The organism is Salinicola sp. DM10, assembly GCF_017306975.2.
Classification (GTDB): domain Bacteria; phylum Pseudomonadota; class Gammaproteobacteria; order Pseudomonadales; family Halomonadaceae; genus Salinicola.
In genome coordinates, this window is the sequence record NZ_JAFLEN020000002.1 from 63,104 (window position 1) to 81,521 (window position 18,418).

General features: G+C 65.4%; 13 protein-coding genes. 12 read left to right on the forward strand and 1 reads right to left on the reverse strand.

The window, feature by feature from the left end; all coding sequences use genetic code 11:
* Nucleotides 1–129 precede the first annotated feature (129 nt).
* The gene (locus tag J0A90_RS09110; RefSeq protein ID WP_207035244.1) at nucleotides 130–720 is read right to left on the reverse strand and encodes an arylesterase; all 591 of its coding nucleotides are present in this window, start codon (nucleotides 718–720) and stop codon (nucleotides 130–132) included.
* Between the two features lie 682 nt (nucleotides 721–1,402).
* Here J0A90_RS09110 and J0A90_RS09115 point away from each other — a divergent pair.
* From J0A90_RS09115 to J0A90_RS09170, 12 genes are all read left to right on the forward strand, one after another.
* Nucleotides 1,403–2,134 carry an ABC transporter ATP-binding protein gene (locus J0A90_RS09115; RefSeq protein ID WP_207035243.1) on the forward strand — a complete coding sequence of 244 codons (732 nt, stop codon included), beginning with the start codon at nucleotides 1,403–1,405 and terminating at the stop codon, nucleotides 2,132–2,134.
* Nucleotides 2,131–4,668, forward strand: coding sequence for an ABC transporter permease (locus tag J0A90_RS09120; protein WP_207035240.1), 2,538 nt, complete (start codon nucleotides 2,131–2,133; stop codon nucleotides 4,666–4,668). Before J0A90_RS09115 ends, J0A90_RS09120 begins: the two co-directional genes overlap by 4 nt.
* A 151-nt stretch (nucleotides 4,669–4,819) precedes the next feature.
* Nucleotides 4,820–6,325 carry an aldehyde dehydrogenase gene (locus J0A90_RS09125; protein WP_207035239.1) on the forward strand — a complete coding sequence of 502 codons (1,506 nt, stop codon included), beginning with the start codon at nucleotides 4,820–4,822 and terminating at the stop codon, nucleotides 6,323–6,325.
* Between the two features lie 351 nt (nucleotides 6,326–6,676).
* Nucleotides 6,677–7,939, forward strand: coding sequence for a serine hydroxymethyltransferase (glyA, locus tag J0A90_RS09130; RefSeq protein WP_035475229.1), 1,263 nt, complete (start codon nucleotides 6,677–6,679; stop codon nucleotides 7,937–7,939).
* Between the two features lie 451 nt (nucleotides 7,940–8,390).
* A complete protein-coding gene (locus J0A90_RS09135) occupies nucleotides 8,391–9,761 on the forward strand; it encodes an undecaprenyl-phosphate glucose phosphotransferase (protein ID WP_233076661.1) in 1,371 nt (456 codons plus the stop codon).
* Nucleotides 9,762–9,772: 11 nt separating this feature from the next.
* Nucleotides 9,773–11,245: a mannose-1-phosphate guanylyltransferase/mannose-6-phosphate isomerase gene (locus tag J0A90_RS09140; RefSeq protein WP_207035238.1), complete on the forward strand. Its 1,473-nt coding sequence runs from the start codon at nucleotides 9,773–9,775 to the stop codon at nucleotides 11,243–11,245.
* Nucleotides 11,238–12,452 carry a glycosyltransferase gene (locus J0A90_RS09145; protein WP_207035237.1) on the forward strand — a complete coding sequence of 405 codons (1,215 nt, stop codon included), beginning with the start codon at nucleotides 11,238–11,240 and terminating at the stop codon, nucleotides 12,450–12,452. The genes J0A90_RS09140 and J0A90_RS09145 overlap by 8 nt, the downstream gene beginning before the upstream one ends.
* Nucleotides 12,453–12,460: 8 nt before the next feature.
* Complete coding sequence (locus J0A90_RS09150; RefSeq protein WP_207035236.1) at nucleotides 12,461–13,645, forward strand: glycosyltransferase family 1 protein; 1,185 nt, start codon at nucleotides 12,461–12,463, stop codon at nucleotides 13,643–13,645.
* Between the two features lie 7 nt (nucleotides 13,646–13,652).
* Nucleotides 13,653–14,456, forward strand: a complete 804-nt coding sequence (locus J0A90_RS09155; protein ID WP_233076663.1) for an ABC transporter permease — start codon at nucleotides 13,653–13,655, stop codon at nucleotides 14,454–14,456.
* 10 nt (nucleotides 14,457–14,466) lie between these two features.
* Nucleotides 14,467–15,708, forward strand: a complete 1,242-nt coding sequence (locus J0A90_RS09160) for an ABC transporter ATP-binding protein (protein ID WP_207035234.1) — start codon at nucleotides 14,467–14,469, stop codon at nucleotides 15,706–15,708.
* Nucleotide 15,709: 1 nt separating this feature from the next.
* Complete coding sequence (locus tag J0A90_RS09165) at nucleotides 15,710–17,353, forward strand: methyltransferase domain-containing protein (protein WP_207035233.1); 1,644 nt, start codon at nucleotides 15,710–15,712, stop codon at nucleotides 17,351–17,353.
* The gene (locus tag J0A90_RS09170; RefSeq protein ID WP_207035232.1) at nucleotides 17,350–18,375 is read left to right on the forward strand and encodes a glycosyltransferase family 4 protein; all 1,026 of its coding nucleotides are present in this window, start codon (nucleotides 17,350–17,352) and stop codon (nucleotides 18,373–18,375) included. Before J0A90_RS09165 ends, J0A90_RS09170 begins: the two co-directional genes overlap by 4 nt.
* Nucleotides 18,376–18,418: the final 43 nt, after the last annotated feature.

Consider the following 18,418-nt stretch of genomic DNA (forward strand, 5'->3'; position numbering starts at 1 on the left):
TGAATCGCATCTGACTTGGCCGGTTTGGCCTGACCATGAAATGTCAGCGGCTCAGCGCCGGCGACTGCAGGCAGTTTCCGTCCAGAGCCTAGCACGCCGTTGACCGCGTGCCAGGCGCTACCATCCGGCTCAGCGCTGGTCGTCGACGTCGTCGGCGAGCATCGGTTCGAGCTTGGCCCAGACATTGGCCAGGATGATCGGCTGGGCTTCGGCGGTCGGATGGATGCCGTCCGCCTGCAGCATGCTGTCGAGATCGACGTCTTCGAGCAGAAACGGCACTAGGGGAAGACCATACTCGTCGGCGAGCTGAGTGAAGACGTTACGAAAGGCGTTGGTATAGGCGGGGCCGTAGTTGGGCGGCACCTCGATGCCCAGCAGCAGGACGCGGGCGCCCTCCGCGCGGCTGCGTTCGACCATCTTGGCCAGATTGACCTTCATCTGTTGGGGCGAGAGTCCGCGCAGGCCGTCGTTACCGCCGAGTTCGAGCAGCACGATATCCGGGTGATGCTGCTTGAGCAGCTCGGGCAGGCGGGCGGCGCCGCCCGAGGTGGTCTCGCCGGAGATGCTGGCGTTGATGACCGGGTAGCCTTTGCCCAGCTTGCGTTCGAGCAGGCTGACCCAGCCCGCCTGAGGGTCGATGCCATAGGCGGCACTGAGACTGTCACCCATCACCAACAGCGTGTGTGCCTGCGCGGTGCCGGGCAGTAGCGTCAGCGCCATGGCCAGCGCCAGCAGTGGGCCCCGCGCACGCGTCCAGCAGGCGCGCAGCCATGGCGTCGTCGACCTCTTCGTCGAACCGGGCATCCTCGAACCAGGCAACATGTCTCACTCCTCGGGATAATCGGCGAACGCGGATCTTATCCGATCAGGGGCTCGGCAAAACGCTGGACTCTATACGAAAACTACCTGCACTCGGCAATACGGCGTTAAAAATCGGCTCAAAATGCTCATTTACACCCCGTAAACTCCGCGTTTTCGCCGATTTTTGCCTTGTCTTGCCTTCGCTCGCTGACTTTTCGTACAAACTCTAATAAGCGCTTTCGGGCCCCGACTTCCCTGGCGGAAGCGGGTGCCGAGCATGAATCGGATAGACAGTGGGCGGCCGAAATCGCCATGTTGCCGTTGCAACCACGATTCCGGCAAGCGTCACGACCACGATTCCGCCAGGCGGCGTGACCATGGTTTCATGAGGCGTCGCTACCCTTTGGCCTTCAGGCATCATGATCCAGGAGCCGACAGGCGCTACGGAGATGGCGAATGCGCTCTGCAGGGTGTCGGGACGCACCTGGCCGGTCGGTGGGATCCGTGCCAGAGTGGAGAGCATCGGCGTCCACGGCTGGCCGCGCGGCGGGATGCCGCCGACATCCAGCGGGACGCGCCACCGCACAGGAAGCCCCGATTCATGTCCGATTCCCGCGACGCGCGTGCCGCCTCGGCCGACGCGATCCCGACGCTCGAGGCCCGCGGCCTCGGCAAGCAGGTCACCAGCGGCGAGCGCCAGTTGACCATCCTCGACGACCTCGACCTGTGCGTCATGCCCGGCGAGAGCGTTGCGATTCTGGGCAGTTCCGGAGCGGGGAAATCGACCCTGCTGGCGCTGTTGGCGGGGCTGGACACCCCCAGCCATGGCGAACTCGCGCTGTTCGGTACCGCACTGCCGGCGCTCGACGAGGATGGCCGCGCCGCACTGCGCGCCGGTCGCGTGGGTTTCGTGTTCCAGAACTTCCAGCTCCTGCCCACCCTGACCGCGCTGGAGAACGTGATGCTGCCGCTGGAGCTGACGCCCGGCCGCGATCATCAGCAGCGGGCGCGTGACTGGCTCGGCCGGGTCGGGCTCGGCGAGCGTCTTCATCATCTACCCAAGCAGCTTTCCGGCGGCGAGCAGCAGCGCGTTGCGGTGGCGCGCGCCTTCGTCACCCGGCCCGAGCTGGTGTTCGCCGACGAGCCTACCGGCAATCTCGACCGCGACACCGGCAGCGCGATCATCGAGTCGCTGTTCGCGCTCAATCGCGAGGCCGGCACCACTCTGGTGCTGGTCACCCACGACCCCCATCTGGCGCGGCGCTGCCAGCGCTGCCTGCGTCTCGACGGCGGCCGACTGGTGGCACTCGAGCCCGATGAGGTACAGGCATGAGGGCGGCCGGCTCGCTGCTGGCGCTGTCGTTCAAGGGGCTCCGGCGCGATCTGCGCGCCGGAGACGTGCGCGCGCTGTTCGTCGCCCTGGTGCTGGCGGTGGCGGCGACCACCATGATCGGTTTCTTCCTCGACCGTCTGGATCGTGGCCTGACCCGCCAGGCCGGCCAGCTGATGGGCGGTGACATCAAGCTCGAACGGAGTGACCCCTTCGGCGATGACCTGCGTGACACGCTGCGCACTGCCGGGCTGACCCTCTCCGATCAGGTCGATACCGTCTCCATGGTCAGCCACGGCGACGCCTTCCAGCTGGCCAGTCTCAAGGTGGTCGACGGCGCCTATCCGCTCTACGGCAAGCTGCGCGTCGACCTCGGCGAGGGCATTGTCGAGCGCGCCGCGGGGCCGGCGCCGGGCAGCGTATGGATAGCGCCGCGACTCGCCCAACTGCTCGACGTGGAGATCGGCGAACCGGTGCAGGTGGGTCAGCGTGAGTTGACGGTGTCCGGGCTTATCGACCGCGAACCGGATCAGTCGGCGGGGTTCGCCAGTCTCAGCCCGCGGCTGATGATGCGTCTGGCCGATCTCGACGCCACCGGGCTGGTGCGTCCAGGTTCGCGGATCGAATACGAACTGCTGGCCAAGGGCTCCCCCGCGGCGGTGGCAGCGGTGGGCGATCTGCTCACGCGGCTGCGCCAGCAGGGCGTGGAGGTCGAGGACGTACGCGACGACCAGCCGCAGCTCGGCAGCGCCCTGACCCGGGCGCAGAAGTACCTGAGTCTCTCCGGATTGGCGGCGGTGCTGCTCGCCGGGGTGGCGGTGGCCATGGCCACCCGGCGCTATGTCGACCGCCATCTGGATACCGCCGCGCTATTGCGTTGCTTCGGCGCCAGTCAGCGCCAGCTGGCCCAGCTGTTCGCCTGGCAGTTGGCCTGGCTGGCGCTGGCGGCCTCGGTGGTTGGCGCGCTGCTGGGGCTGGTGGGGCAGGCCGCGTTGCTGGCCCTGCTGGCGCGCTTTCTACCGCTGACGCTGCCGGCGCCGGGCATGCTGCCGCTGCTGCTGGGGGTGTTGACCGCGCTGGCGGTGCTGGTGGGTTTCGCTGGGCCGACGCTGCTGCGCCTGCAGCGGGTCAGTGCGCTCAAGGTCCTGCGCCGCGAGCTCGATCCGCTGCCCGCTTCGGCGTGGCTGGTGGTGGCGGTGGCCAGTCTGGTGTTTGGCGCGCTGCTGTGGCTCTACTCCGGTGACCTCGGGCTCGCCGCGGCACTGCTGGTGGGCGGGCTGATCGCGCTTGTGGTGCTGTGGGGGGTGGGCTGGCTGTTGTTGGCACTGGTGCTGCGCCTGGCTACACGCTTCGGCGCGCGTGGCGGCGAGGCCAGCCGCGCCCTGCGCCTGGGCGCGAGTCAGCTGGCACGGCGGCGCCAGGCGAGTCTCGGCCAACTGCTGGCCTTTGCCGTCACCTTCGCGGCGATGGCGATCATCACTCTGGTCCGTGGCGATCTACTGAGTGCCTGGCAGACTCAGCTACCGGCGGATACGCCCAACTACTTCGCGATCAATATCCAGCCCGGCGAGCGTGAGGGCTTCAGTGACATTCTCGATCAGGTCGCCGATACCCGCAGTGCGCTCTACCCGATGGTGCGCGGGCGTCTGACGGCCATCGACGACCGCCCAGCGCGCGAAGCGGTACCCGCGGCACACCGGGACGACAATGCGCTCAAGCGCGAACTCAACCTCACCTGGCGCGCGGCGCTGCCGGAGAGCAATCGACTGGTCGCCGGGCGCTGGTTCGACGCCGACACCCAGGTGGCCGCGGGCAGCGTGCCGATCTCGGTCGAGCGCGGCCTCGCCGAGCGCCTCGGGGTGGGGCTGGGCGACAGCCTGACGTTTACCATCGGCAGCGACAGCGTGACCGGCGAGATCACCAGTCTGCGCGACCTCGACTGGGACAGCTTTCGCCCCAATTTCTTCGTGATCTTCCCGCCCGGCGTACTCGAGCGCTACGGCCATAGCTACATCACCGCCTTCCACCTCGATGCCGCCGCCCACGGCGACGTGCTGGGACGGCTGGTCGCGGCCTATCCCGGCGTCTCGCTGCTCAATGTCGACGCCATCCTCGCCCGGGTGCGCGAGCTGCTGGCCCAGGTCACCCGGGCGGTGGAGCTGGTGCTGGGCTTCGTGCTGCTCGCCGGGATCAGCGTGCTCTATGCCGCGCTCACCGCCAGCCAGACTCTGCGCGCCCACGAAAGTGGGCTGCTACGGGTCTTCGGCGCCGGGCAGCGCCTGCTCTCGCGGGTCCAGGGTGTCGAGTTCGCGCTGCTCGGCTTCACCAGCGGGCTGATGGCGGCGCTGCTGGCCGAGGGCGCTGCGCTTGGCATCTACGCCGGCTGGCTCGATCTCGCCCCGCGCCTGCATCTATGGCTATGGTTGGTGCTGCCGTTCGGCGGCGCGCTGCTCATCGGCGTGATCGGGCATCTACTGTCGCGTGGCCTACGCCGGCAGGCGCCGGTGCAGAGCCTGGGGCTGTTAGGAGAAGGGTGATTGGGGAAGGGCGATTAGCGAATTGGTGGGGCGTGCGCTGGGCTCCGCGGCGAGGTGCCGCGCAGGCCTCGGCCGGCGTATGCTCTGCTGACAGCGTCCGAGGGAGAAACCCGCGATGAGCCATGCAATGAGCGATGCGATGACCAATGCTATGACCGAAACAAAGACCGATGCGATGACCCGGGCCGACTGGCAGCGTCTGGCCGGCGAGCTGACGATCGAGACCCGCGCCTTCATCGACGATGCCTTCGTCGACGCGGAGAGCGGCGAGACCTTCGCCAGCATCAACCCGGCCACCGGCGACACCCTCGCCGAGGTCGCCAGCTGCGATGTCGCCGACGCCGACAAGGCCGTGGCCCGAGCGCGGCGCGCCTTCGACGAAGGGGCGTGGTCGCGGCGCCCGCCCGGCGCGCGCAAGGCGGTGCTGCTGCGCCTCGCCGAGCTGATGGAGGTACACAAGGCGGAGCTGGCACTGCTCGACACCCTCGACATGGGCAAGCCGATCGGCAGTTCCCTGGGGGACATGAGCGGTGCCATAGGCTGTCTGCGCCATCACGCCGAGTCGATCGACAAGCTCTACGGCGAAGTCGCGCCCACCGGCGACGATGCTCTGGGCTTGGTGCTGCGCGAGCCACTCGGGGTGGTCGCCTCGATCGTGCCGTGGAACTTCCCGCTGATGATGACCGCGTGGAAGATCGCCCCAGCGCTGGCCGCCGGCAACAGCGTGATCTTGAAGCCTTCGGAGAAGTCACCGCTGTCGGCGCTGCGTCTGGCGGCGCTGGCGCGCGAGGCCGGGCTGCCCGCCGGGGTCTTTCAGGTACTGCCCGGCTTCGGCCACACCGTGGGCAAGGCGCTGGCGCTGTCGATGGGCGTCGACTGCCTGGCCTTCACCGGCTCCACTGCGGTGGGCAAACAGTTGATGCTGTACGCTGGGCAATCCAACCTCAAGCGCGTCTATCTGGAGTGCGGCGGCAAGAGCCCCAACCTGGTCTTCGCCGACTGCAAGGATCTCGACGCCGTGGCTCGCCATGCCGCCGAGGCGATCTTCCATAACCAGGGAGAGGTGTGCATCGCCGCCTCCCGGCTGCTGGTGGAGAATCGCATCCGCGAGACCTTCGTCGACAAGCTGCTGGCGGCCGCCGAGCACATGCGGCCTGGCGACCCGCTCGATCCGGCGAGTTTCATGGGCGCGATGGTCGACCGCACCCAGTATCAGCGTGTGCTCGACTATATCCGCCGCGGGGTCGAAGAGGGCGCCACCCTGCGCAGTGGCGGCAGTGCCACGGAGGGGCCGGGGCTATTCATCCCGCCGACGATCTTCGACGGTGTCTCGCCGAGCATGGCGATCGGCCGTGAGGAGATCTTCGGCCCGGTGCTGTCGGTCTTCGGCTTCGATACCGAAGAGGAGGCGATCGCGCTTGCCAATGACAGCGACTACGGCCTGGCGGCGGGGGTCTGGAGCCAGGATATCGACCGCGTCATGCGCGTCTCGCGGCGATTGCAGTCGGGGCAGGTCTACGTCAACAACTGGGCTGGGATGGACCAGACCGTCCCCTTCGGCGGCGTCAAGCAGTCGGGCAACGGCCGCGACAAGTCCCACCACTCGCTGGAGGAGTACTCCGACCTAAAGACCGTCTGGATCTCGTTGGCCCCCTGAGGCGCGGTGCCGGTCGAGCGTTCCGCTGGCGGCGCAGCGTCGTCAGCGGCCACCCGCGATGTGCGACGCGCGCTGGCACCAAGGCGGCGCCGGGCGCGAATGGTGTAGGCAAACTCCAGCATGCCAGCGGCCCGCGCGGCGCACCCGAAAGACGGTGCGCCGACAGCGGATGTCGCATCCGGTGACGTTTTACCCAGGCTAAAGCCGAGGTGAGAAATTATGCGCGCGCGCATGACGGACTTTCATAGGAAAGGCCGCCGGCGCTGGGGTATCATCGCGCCACGTTTTCATGATCGGAGTCCGCCGGGGGCGGGTCCGATCGTCCCCTCCCCGAGCCGAGGATACCCGCCGATGTTCACGCGAGACATGCAGATTGCCGGATTCGACGATGCCCTGTGGAAAGCGATGCAGCAGGAAGTCGCGCGCCAGGAAGCGCATATCGAACTGATCGCTTCCGAGAACTACGCCAGCCCGCGCGTGATGCAGGCGCAGGGCGCGCAGCTGACCAACAAGTACGCGGAAGGCTATCCCGGCAAGCGTTACTACGGCGGCTGCGAGCACGTCGACGTGATCGAGCAGATGGCGATCGACTACGCCAAGGAGCTGTTCGGCGCGAGCTACGCCAACGTCCAGCCGCACTCCGGCTCCCAGGCCAACGGTGCCGTGTTCCAGGCGCTGGTCAAGCCGGGCGACACCATCCTCGGCATGAGCCTCGACGCCGGCGGCCACCTGACTCATGGCGCCAAGCCGAGCTTCTCCGGCAAGCACTACAATGCGGTGCAGTACGGCATCGACGAGAGCGGCCGAATCGATTACGACGAAGTCGCCAAGCTGGCCAAGGAACATCAGCCGAAGATGATCATCGCCGGCTTCTCGGCCTACTCCCAGATCATCGACTGGGCCAAGTTCCGCGAGATCGCCGACAGCGTGGGTGCCTACCTGCTGGTCGACATGGCGCACGTCGCCGGTCTGGTCGCCGCTGGCGTCTACCCCAGCCCGCTGGCGCATGCCCACGTGGTCACCACCACCACGCACAAGACCCTGCGCGGCCCGCGTGGTGGCCTGATCCTCTCCGCCGAGAACGATGCCGAGATCGAGAAGAAGCTGCAGGCTGCGGTATTCCCCGGTGGCCAGGGTGGCCCGCTGATGCACGTCATCGCGGCCAAGGCGGTCTGCTTCAAGGAAGCCATGGACCCCGAGTTCAAGAGCTACCAGCAGCAGGTAGTCAAGAACGCCCAGGCGATGGCCGGCGTGTTCATCGAGCGCGGCTACGAAGTCGTCTCCGGTGGGACCGAAGACCATCTGTTCCTGCTCTCGCTGGTCAAGCAGGGCCTGACCGGCAAGGACGCCGATGCGGCGCTGGGTCGCGCGCACATCACCGTCAACAAGAACGCCGTGCCCAACGACCCGCAGAGCCCGTTCGTCACCTCCGGCCTGCGCATCGGCACCCCGGCGGTGACCACCCGCGGCTTCGGTGAGACCGAGTGCAGCGATCTCGCCGGCTGGATCTGCGATATCCTCGACGCCATGCAGCAGGGCGACTCGAGCGAAGCCGAGAACGCGGTCAAGGGCAAGGTCGAAACGGTCTGCGGCCGGTTGCCGGTCTATCGTTGAGGTGACTTGACTCGGCAGAGCGCCGGGTCGATGACTTCAGAGAAGTGGGGCGCCGCCATGCGGCGCCCCATTTTTTGTATCTAGGCTTTCCCATTTATGGGATGCTTCTGATAAGCTATACGCCTGTATTTGTAGCTATCTGAAGGATGGCTAATTCAGGATGGTTTAAATTTAAGCTTGCATATGGCTGCGTTGTTTAGCGATTTTTGCTTTGACGCTTTGGGTTGGTTTTTTTGTGATTGGTGTGAATTGTTTGTTTGGGTTGCGGCTTTTTGGGTGTTGATGTCATTGTCGCTATTTTTTGTCTTGGGTTGCTTGCTAGAGCTATTTGAAAGTTTTTATGAGTGCTTCTTGAGTGTGGTGTGTGGCGTGATTTTGGTAATGGTTGATAGAGGCGTCTTCGATATATGGCTGCAGAGGCAAGCGACTGATTCAATGGCGAGATGGCGACATGAAAAACGATGACAACTCCCTGAAACTCATGGTGCGTGGCTTTGACGCCTTTATTGCCATGGTTGTGGGTGGCTTATTTTTTTGGTGTCTAGACGGTCTCGATTTTTCATATGGCAACGATTACCCTCTGTTAATAGTTGCTGGCGCGTTGTTATTGCCGGCAGTTGGTGAAGCCTTGGGCCTGTATAGGCCATGGCGAGGTCGCAGTATTTTTAGTATGTTTGGAACCTACATAGTTTGCTGGAGCGTGACGCTTCTATTGCTGAGCTCTGTTTTGGTTGTGGCCCAAAGTAGTCATGTGTATTCACGTTTGTGGATGGGGCTTTCTGCATTAGGTGTTTTAATAATAGGTTTGTTTTCTCGAGGTCTGCTGTATGGTTACCTGCGACATCTGCGCTCTCGTGGTCGTAATCTGAAAACTGTGCTATTGATCGGTCTCCCTGGAGGCGTGCAGCATGTGCGAGAAAGACTTGACAGCTTGTCGTTCGCTGGTTATAGAGTTGGCCGTTCTGTTTGCCGTGAAGATAGTTTTGAAGTTGTAAAAGAAGTTGTGGAGTTGGCGCATGTTTCTGCGTTTGAAAGAGATTTTGATGAGGTCTGGTTAAGTTACCCACTAAGTCATGGTGATCTTGTCAAGACTCTTGCTGATTTATTAGTGGCCGTTCCTGTGGATGTCCGCTATTTCCCAGATCTGTCTGATGTGCGGTTGCTCAATCATCGTGTTGCTCAAGTTGCTGATATGTTTTCTATAGATCTCAATTATTGCCCTTTGCGTGGTGCTTCCAGGTTTGTTAAGGGAGTTGAAGACCGTTTGTTGGCGTTGTTATTGTTGGTGGTGTTTTTGCCGTTCATGGGCGTTGCTGCAATTTCTATCTGGCTGACAATGAAGCGTCCCATACTCTTTAAGCAGTATCGTCATGGGCTGGATGGTGAACGCGTTAAGATATACAAGTTTCGAACGATGCGCCTGCATGACGACGGGCAAGAACAGACATGTCAGGCTCAATTTGGGGACCCTAGGGTTACTCGTCTTGGTCGATGGCTTAGACGTACTAGTCTTGATGAATTGCCGCAGTTGTACAATGTGTTGCAAGGTAGAATGTCTCTGGTCGGGCCTCGTCCTCACGCAGTGGATCATAATGCGTTGTATAAAGACTTAATTGGTTCTTATATGCAGCGTCATCGTGTGAAGCCGGGCATCACGGGATGGGCGCAAGTGCACGGGCTGCGCGGTATTATTGAAGATGTTGCTGATATGGAAAGGCGTGTTGAATATGATCTTTATTACATAAAAAACTGGTCCCTGGGGCTGGATTTTAAGATATTGTTGTTGACCGTTCTTCGCGGCTTTTTGAATAATAAACCTTAGGTGGGCCTTTTATGATTATTCCTGTTGTTATGTCTGGTGGTTCTGGCTCGCGTCTCTGGCCGGTCTCACGGGAGCACTACCCCAAGCAGTTCCTCAAGCTGAACTCCGAGACCCACAGCCTGCTGCAGGAAACCGTGCTGCGTCTCGAAGGGCTGCCGCACTGCCGGGCACCGCTCGTCGTTTGCAACGAGCAGCACCGTTTTCTGGTCGCCGAGCAGTTGCAAACCCTGGGCGTGGTGCCATCGCGTATACTGCTCGAGCCCGAGGGGCGTAACACCGCGCCGGCGCTGGCGCTGGCGGCCATGGCGGCGCTCGAACTGGATGACGACCCCCAACTGCTGGTGATGCCGGCCGATCATGTCATCGAGCAGGCCGAGGCATTTCGCGAGGCGGTGATGACCGGCATCTCGTTGGTCGACGCGGGCAGCCTCGTGACCTTCGGTATCCGCCCGACGACCCCTCATACCGGCTACGGCTACATTCGCCAGGGGGCCTCCCGGCAGGATGGATTCCAGGTCGATGCCTTCATCGAGAAGCCCGACGCGGCACGCGCCCAGCAGTACCTCGACAGCGGTGACTACCTGTGGAACAGCGGCATCTTCCTGTTCCGCGCGCGCCAGTACCTCAGCGAGCTGGCCGAATACGCGCCGGACATCCTGCAAGCCTGTGAAGCGTCCTACTACGCGCGCAGCGAGGACCTGGACTTCGTGCGGGCCGGGCGCGACGCCTTCGCCGGGTGTCGCAGCGACTCCATCGACTATGCCGTCATGGAACAGACCCCACATGCCTGCGTCGTCCCCATGGACCCCGGTTGGAACGATATCGGCGCCTGGGATGCGCTCCACGCTCTCAAGTCGCGGCATGCCGGCCAGGATGGCAACACCGTCCAGGGCGACGTGCTGCTGCACCAAGCGCGCGACAACTTCGTGCGCAGCGAATCCCGGCTGGTCGCCGCGGTCGGTGTCGACAACCTCATCATCATCGAAACCGATGACGCCGTGCTGGTCACCGACCGCGAACATGCGCAGGACACCAAGCAGATCGTCAACGAGCTCAAGGCTCGCCGGCGCGGCGAGTGGCAAAGCCACCAGCGGGTCTATCGCCCCTGGGGGCACTACCGCACCATGGTGATCAGCGACGGGTTCCAGGTCAAAGAGATCGTCGTCAATCCCGGGCAGACGCTGTCGCTGCAGATGCACCACCACCGGGCGGAACACTGGGTCGTCGTCCAGGGCACCGCGCGGGTCACGCAGGGGGAGAGCGAAAGGGAGAACGGCAAGCTCGACAGTTTTCTGCTCTCCGAGGACGAATCGACCTACATTTCCCTGGGTACCGTCCACCGGCTGGAAAATCCCGGCAAGATACCGCTGCGCCTGATCGAGGTGCAGACCGGAAGCTATCTCGGCGAGGACGACATCGTGCGTTTCGACGATGTCTATGGGCGCCTCGAGAGTCAGACGGACGGTGCCGACACGCATGCATGAGCCGGCCACGCCACCGCCGCATGACGACGCGAGCGCTAACGGGCAGGCGCTGTCGTCCCTGCAGGCGGCGACCTCGCATCTGCGCGTGGCGATCGTCCACGACTGGCTGGTGGTTCGCGGCGGCGCCGAACAGGTGCTCGACGCCTTGCTCGACCTCTTTCCGCAGGCGGAAATCTTCACCACGGTGGATTTCATGCCGGCGGAACTGCGCGGGCGGCTCGAAGGTCGCCGCGTGCACCGCAGCCTGATCCAGCGGCTACCCCTGGCGCGGCGTCACTATCGGCACTATCTGCCGTTGATGCCGTACGCCGTCGAACAACTCGATCTGCGCGATTTCGACCTGGTCGTCTCCTCCAGTCACGCGGTCGCCAAGGGCGTCCTGACCCACTCGGAACAGCGCCACGTATGCTATTGCCACACGCCGATGCGCTACGCCTGGGACATGAAGGAAGCCTATCTGGACGATGCCGGCATCCGTTTCCCGCCGCTGGAATGGGCCATGCGTTACGCCCTGCATCGCCTACGCCAGTGGGACTACGTGACCGCCGGGCAGGTCGACTGCTTCCTGGCCAACTCTCACAATGTGGCCCGGCGCATCGACAAGTTCTACCGTCGCTCGGCGATGGTCGTGCATCCGCCGGTCGACATCGAGGCATTCGCCTTTCATCCAGGGCCACGAGACGATTACTACCTCACGGCATCGCGTATGGTGCCCTACAAACGCCTGGACCTGATCATCGAGTCGTTCCGGGCGATGCCGGAGCGGCGCCTGATCGTGGTCGGCGATGGACCGGAGCGCGCGCGGCTCGAACGCCTGGCCGAGGGTGCCGACAATATCGAGCTGCGCGGCTTCGTGCCCACCGCGGATCTGCAGCGCTACATGACGCGGGCCCGAGGGTTCGTGTTTGCCGCCAACGAAGATTTCGGTATCGCGCCGCTCGAAGCCCAGGCCTGCGGCACGCCGGTCATTGCCTACGGGCATGGCGGTGCGCTGGAGACCGTGCGCGGGGCGCCTCACGTCTCCCGGCCCACCGGCTGCTTCTTCGATACCCAGAGCGTCGCCAGCCTGTGTGAGGCGATCGCGCGTTTCGAGCGTGCGAACTTTGCCCCCGAGGACTGCCGTGCCCAGGCGCAGCGTTTCGGTCGCGAGGCGTTTTTCGCGCGCCTGCACGACCGGCTCGACGACTGGCTGACGGTGACCGCCTGATCGAGCCCATGGAAGTGATCGTCAATATTCAGTCACTGTCGGGTCCGCTGACGGGGATCGGCCACTACACGCGTGAGCTGCTGCGTCAGCTGGTCGCGCACCAGCCCGGCCAGGTGCCGGCCATGACGCTGCTGGGGCTGCGCGGGCCGCGCCTGGAAACGCTGGATGCCGGCCATCCGCTGCTCCAGGAGGCAACCCCCGCGCCCGCGGCATCCGGGCGCGCGCGCTGGCTGCGGCGTTACCTGCGCAACCCGATGACGCGCTTCGCTTATCATCAGCTATTTGCCCAGCGGCTGCGCTGGCACGCGCTCGGCCCGCGGGGGGCGAGCACCGCCCTCTACTGGGAGCCCGGCTTCATACGCCTGCCCTGGCCGGGTCGCAGCGTCGTCACGGTGCACGACCTGTCGCATTGCCGCTACCCTGAGTATCATCCCGCCGAACGCGTGGCCTATTTCCGCCGGCACCTGGCGCCGGGCCTGAGTCGGGCGACCCGTATCAACGTCGTGTCGCGGTTCACCGCCGCCGAACTCAGCGACCTCTTCGACATCGACCCGGCGCGCATCGATATCGTATCCCCGGGTGTGAGTGAGCGCTTCTTCACCGCCTCGCCGGCGGATCGCGAGCGGGTACGGCAACGCTACGCGCTGCCCGAGTGCTACTGGCTCAGCGTCGGCACCCTGGAACCGCGCAAGAACCTGCGTACCCTGCTGGCCGCCTTTCTCAGCCTGTCGCCGGCACGCCAGCATGCGTGCCCACTGGTCATGGTGGGGGGCGACGGCTGGGGTGACCAGGCGCTGCCGGACGGCTTGCGCGACGCCCTGGACGAAGGCCGCGTGCGTCGCCTGGGATACGTCGAGGACGCGGCGCTACCCGCCCTGTACGCCAACGCCAGCGGGTTCGCCTACGTCTCGCTCTACGAGGGTTTCGGCATGCCGATCATCGAAGCCATGGCGGCCGGGGCGCCGGTGCTCACCGCCGACCGCAGCGCAACGTGCGAAGTCGCCGGCGACGCTGCCCTGTGTGTCGACCCGGCAAGCCTCGACGCCGTGCGTGACGGCTTGGTCCGGCTGCAGGACGACAACGAACTGCGCCAGCGGCTGCGCCAGGCGGGGCAACAGCGGGCCAGGGGTTACACCTGGCAGCGTTCGGCCGAGGCCCTGACGGCCTCGTTCATTCATGCAACGACCCGGTAACTCATCCATGCGACAACGCCTCGGTGCCATTCGCGCCAGTATCCCGGTGATTCTCCACCTGGCCCGCCAGGATCTGATCGAACGCCACTCCGGCTCGCTGCTCGGCGCGACCTGGACCTTCATCGCGCCGCTGGTCAACATCCTGGTCTTCGTGCTGGTGTTCTCACGCATCATGGGGGCCAAGCTCGAAGGCTTCGGTGCCGAGATCGACCAGTACTCCTACAGCATCTATCTGATCAGCGGCGTCCTGGCCTGGACTGCCTTCGCTAACAGCCTCGGGCGCATCACCAACCTCTACAAGGACCAGAGCCACCTGGTCACCAAGGTCAACGTCTCGCTGCTGGCGCTGCCCCTGGCCGTGCTGCTTGCCGAAACCATCGTCTACCTGATCAGCATGGGCTTCTTCGTCGGCTTTTTACTGTTGATCGATTTCCCGCTCTCGGCCTACTGGCTCGGGGTGCCGCTGATATACGCCCTGCAATGCCTGTGCGTGTATGCCGTCGGTCTGTCGCTGGCGGTCATGGCGGTCTACCTCAAGGACATCAAGGAAGTCGTGGCCGTGGTGCTCCAGGTGTGGTTTTGGGTCACCCCGATCGTCTATGTCGCGCAGATCCTGCCGCCCTGGGCACTCGGCTGGATGCAGCTCAACCCGTTCTTCTGCATCGTCGATTCCTATCGCGAGCTGATCATGTACCAGCGGATTCCGCCGCTCGAACCGCTGGCGCTGTTCTCTGCCGGCACCGCCCTCATCCTCTGCCTGTCGTTGTGGTTGCTGGGCCGCACCGAACGCGACCTGCGCGACTGCCTCTAGGGAGAGCCCCATGATCGATATCCAAGGACTGCACAAGAGCTTCAAGCTATTCCATCGCCCACTGGACCGTTTCCTCGAGGCCGTGACCGGCAAGTGCCGGCACACCACCTACCAGGCGCTCATCGACATCAGCTTCCAGGTCCAGCCGGGCGAGGTGCTGGGCGTGCTGGGCCGCAACGGCGCCGGCAAGTCGACCCTGCTCAAACTGCTCACCGGGGTACTGCTTCCCGACAGCGGGACGATCCACATCGACGGGCGCATCACCGGCCTGCTCGAACTCGGCACCGGCTTCAACCCGGAACTGACCGGCCTGCAGAACATCACCGCCAACGGCCTGATGCTGGGCATGAGTCATGCGGAGATCGACGCCAAGCGCGACACCATCATCGAGTTCTCGGAGCTCGGCGGTTACATCGACGAACCGCTGCGCACCTACTCCTCGGGCATGGCCATGCGGCTGGCATTCTCGATCGCCATCCATGCCGATCCGCAATGCTTCCTGGTCGACGAAGCGCTATCGGTCGGCGACGGCTACTTCCAGCAGAAGTGCATGAAGCGGATTCGCGAGTTCAAGGAGCGGGGCGGCTCGATCCTGTTCGTCTCCCACGACCTCAACGCGGTGAAGATGCTGTGCGATCGCGCCCTGGTCATCGAAGGCGGGGAAGTGGTCTTCGACGGCGGCGCCGACGACGCCGTCAACCGCTACAACCGGATCATGGCGCGTCAGGCCGAGGAGCAGGAAGCGCGCCTGGAACGTCAGCAGAAAGCTTACGGCAACGGCGCGGTGAGCGTGGTCGATGGCCGGCTGTGGGGCGAGTCCAGCGATTCGAGTATGCTGGGCAGCGGAGAAACCCTGCGTATCGCGCTGACCCTGGAAGCCTTCCGCGACGTCGAAGCGATCTCGCTGGGCGTGTTGATCCGCGACCGTTTCGGTCAGGACATCTTCGGCGTCAACACCTTCCAGCTGGAGCGCACCTTCGACATGGCCGCCGGCGAGCGGCGCCGCGTCGAACTCGCCGTGGGGGCCGACATCGCACCGGGCAAATACACCCTGACCGTGGCCCTGCACTCGCGCGAGCACCATCTCGACGAGTGCTACTGGTGGCACGATGGCTATTTGCAGTTCGAGGTCGCCGGCTTCCGCCAGCATCTGTTCTCCGGCGTATGCCGTCTGCCCATCGACGTGACGGCCAACGAAACGCTGTCGGCGCTGCCCGCCGACCGGGAACCCAGTCATTCAAGGAACGCATGACATGACCCAAGACTATCAGGACCTGGATGCCCTGGTCGGGCGCCTCAAACGGGTCGCCGCCCAGCTACCGCAGCAGCGCGAAACCACCGAGCCGCCGGCGCCGGAATACCACCGCGCGCTGCAGGCGCTGAGCGTCGACGACCCGACCAAGCTGGGCGGCCCCATCGACCCCCAGCGCCCCGGCTGGCACGAACTGGTGGCCGCCGACCTCTCCGACGAGGCCTTCATCGAGCGCGCCTACCGCACCTTGGTCGGGCGCGAGGCCGACGGCGCCGGGCGCGACCACTACGGCCGGCTGCTGCCCAGGGCCGGGCGGCTCTACGCCCTGGCCGCCATGCTCATGAGCGACGAGGCCCGCGACAGCATGCGCCGGCGCGGGGTCGCTGTACGCGGCCAGCGCTATGCCACCCTGCCGCTGCGCGCCGCCGGTCGCCTGGGCACCCTGGGGCGCCTCGCGCGGCCGGTGATTCAGCTCACCTACCGCGTGACCGCCATCGCCGTGCGGCCGGCATTCCGTCGTCGGGCCCGGCTCTCGCGCCAGACCGCGATCCTGCTCGAGACGCGGCGCCAGTTCGCCGATGTGATCGAGGACATGGACGACCTGCATCAGCAGCGCCTCGCCCAACAGCAGGAGCAGCTGCGTCAGCAGCAGCGAGGACTTCGCCAACAGCAGGAACGCCTCGAGCAGCAACAGGAAGGTCTCGACCGGCAGGAACGCGCGGGTCTCGCGCAGCGCGAACGTCTCGACCGGCTGGCCGAGGGCACCGTGCCGGCGCTGTTCAGTGCCTTGCACCAGCAGCGCCGCGCCGTGGAAACGCTGATGACGCCCGCCGACGCCGAGCCCCCGGCCGCGGACGCCGCTCAGGCGGCGCGCTGGCAGCAGGACACCTTCGATACCTACTACCTGGCCTTCGAGGACGCCTGCCGCGGCAGCGAGGAGCAGATCTTCGCCCACCTGCGCCACTACCGGCCCCAGCTCGCACAGGCCCGGAAGGCCGGCGAGCGCGCGCTGGATCTCGGCTGCGGGCGCGGCGAATGGCTGCGCCTGCTCGCCGACGAAGGCTTCGTGCCCCACGGTATCGACCTCAACACTGCCATGATCGAACATTGCCGCGAGCAGGGGCTCGCGGTCAGCCAGCAGGACGCCATCGGCGCGCTGCGCGACCGCGACGACGCCAGCCTGGCGCTGGTCAGCGCCTTCCATCTCGCCGAGCACCTGCCGTTCGAAGCGCTCTATGCCCTGGTCGACGAAGCCCAGCGCGCGCTCGCCCCGGGCGGGCTGCTGATTCTTGAGACCCCCAACCCCGAGAACCTGCTGGTGGGCAGCCATACCTTCTATCACGACCCCACCCACCGCAACCCACTGACCCCTACGGCGATGACCTTCCTGCTGCAATACCACGGCTTCGCCGAGGTCGAGGTGCTGCGCTTCAATCCGTACCCCGAGTCGGCCCGGGTGCCCGGCGACGACCCGCTCACCGAGCGGGTCAACGGCCACCTCTGCGGCCCCCAGGACTTCGCCGTCGTCGGGCGCCGGGTCAGCGCCGCCAACGCAGAGGCCGCCTCCACCGCCACGGCGGCCGACGAGCCGACGACCGACGATGCCGAGCCTGCCGCCGACGAGCGCCCGGAGGCCACGTCATGAGAGTGCTGGTGACCGCGACCCACGTACCCTTCATGAGCGGCGGGGCCGAGGCTCACATCCAGGGGGTCGGCGACGCCCTGCGCCGCGCCGGGCACAGCGTCGAGACCCTGCGCCTGCCGTTTCGCTTCAGCCCCGAGGCGGACATCCAACGGCTCATGGACTACACCGAGACCCTGGACGTCACCGCGCCCAACGGGCTGACCATCGACAAGGCGGTCAGCCTGCAGTTCCCCACCTACGGCATCACGCACCCCGACCACACCGTATGGGTCATGCACCAGCATCGCGCCGTCTACGAACTGTGGGACGATGCCGCCGCGAACGATGCTCAGCGCCGGCTGCGCCAGGCCATTCACGCCTATGACGAGCGCCACCTGGCTCGCGCCCAGCGGCTGTTCGCCAACTCGGCGCGGGTCGCCGAGCGCCTGGCCACCTACAACGGCCTCGAGGCCGAGCCACTGTCGCACCCGCCGCCGGGGGCCGAACGCCTGCGCCACGACGAAGACTGGGGCTACGTCTTCTATCCCAGCCGCCTGGAAAGCCTCAAGCGCCAGGACCTGCTGATCGAGGCCGCCCGCCACCTGACCAGCCCGGTCAAGCTCCTGCTGGGCGGCGAGGGCGGCCAGCAGGAACGCTTCGCTCGGCTGATCGAACGCCACGGCCTCGGCGACCGCGTGCGCCTGATGGGGCGCATCAGCGAAGCCGAGAAGATCGCCTGCTACGCCCACGCCCTGGCGGTGTTCTTCGGCCCCTTCGACGAGGACTACGGCTACGTCACCCTGGAAGCGATGCTCGCCGGCAAGCCGGTGATCACCTGCACCGACTCCGGTGGCCCGCTGGCCTTCGTCGAGCACGGTGAGACCGGCTGGGTCACCGAGCCGCAGCCCGAGGCGGTCGCCGCGGCCATCGACGACGCCTGGCAGCACCGCGCCCGCAGCCGCGACATGGGGCTCGCCGGACAGGCCGCCTATCATCAGGCGGGCATCAGCTGGGACAACGTCGTCGCCAGGCTGGTGGGCTGACGGCGCCGCTCTTCTCTATTCAGGAACAGCGCGCGGCGGGCGC

Coding starts and splice junctions, on each gene's coding strand:
- J0A90_RS09155 (WP_233076663.1), top strand. CDS start 13,653: ATGCGACAACGCCTCGGTGCCATTCGCGCCAGTATCCCGGTGATTCTC.
- J0A90_RS09160 (WP_207035234.1), top strand. CDS start 14,467: ATGATCGATATCCAAGGACTGCACAAGAGCTTCAAGCTATTCCATCGC.
- glyA (WP_035475229.1), top strand. CDS start 6,677: ATGTTCACGCGAGACATGCAGATTGCCGGATTCGACGATGCCCTGTGG.
- J0A90_RS09115 (WP_207035243.1), top strand. CDS start 1,403: ATGTCCGATTCCCGCGACGCGCGTGCCGCCTCGGCCGACGCGATCCCG.
- J0A90_RS09140 (WP_207035238.1), top strand. CDS start 9,773: ATGATTATTCCTGTTGTTATGTCTGGTGGTTCTGGCTCGCGTCTCTGG.
- J0A90_RS09135 (WP_233076661.1), top strand. CDS start 8,391: ATGAAAAACGATGACAACTCCCTGAAACTCATGGTGCGTGGCTTTGAC.
- J0A90_RS09120 (WP_207035240.1), top strand. CDS start 2,131: ATGAGGGCGGCCGGCTCGCTGCTGGCGCTGTCGTTCAAGGGGCTCCGG.
- J0A90_RS09110 (WP_207035244.1), bottom strand. CDS start 720: ATGGCGCTGACGCTACTGCCCGGCACCGCGCAGGCACACACGCTGTTG.
- J0A90_RS09145 (WP_207035237.1), top strand. CDS start 11,238: ATGCATGAGCCGGCCACGCCACCGCCGCATGACGACGCGAGCGCTAAC.
- J0A90_RS09165 (WP_207035233.1), top strand. CDS start 15,710: ATGACCCAAGACTATCAGGACCTGGATGCCCTGGTCGGGCGCCTCAAA.
- J0A90_RS09150 (WP_207035236.1), top strand. CDS start 12,461: ATGGAAGTGATCGTCAATATTCAGTCACTGTCGGGTCCGCTGACGGGG.
- J0A90_RS09125 (WP_207035239.1), top strand. CDS start 4,820: ATGACCGAAACAAAGACCGATGCGATGACCCGGGCCGACTGGCAGCGT.
- J0A90_RS09170 (WP_207035232.1), top strand. CDS start 17,350: ATGAGAGTGCTGGTGACCGCGACCCACGTACCCTTCATGAGCGGCGGG.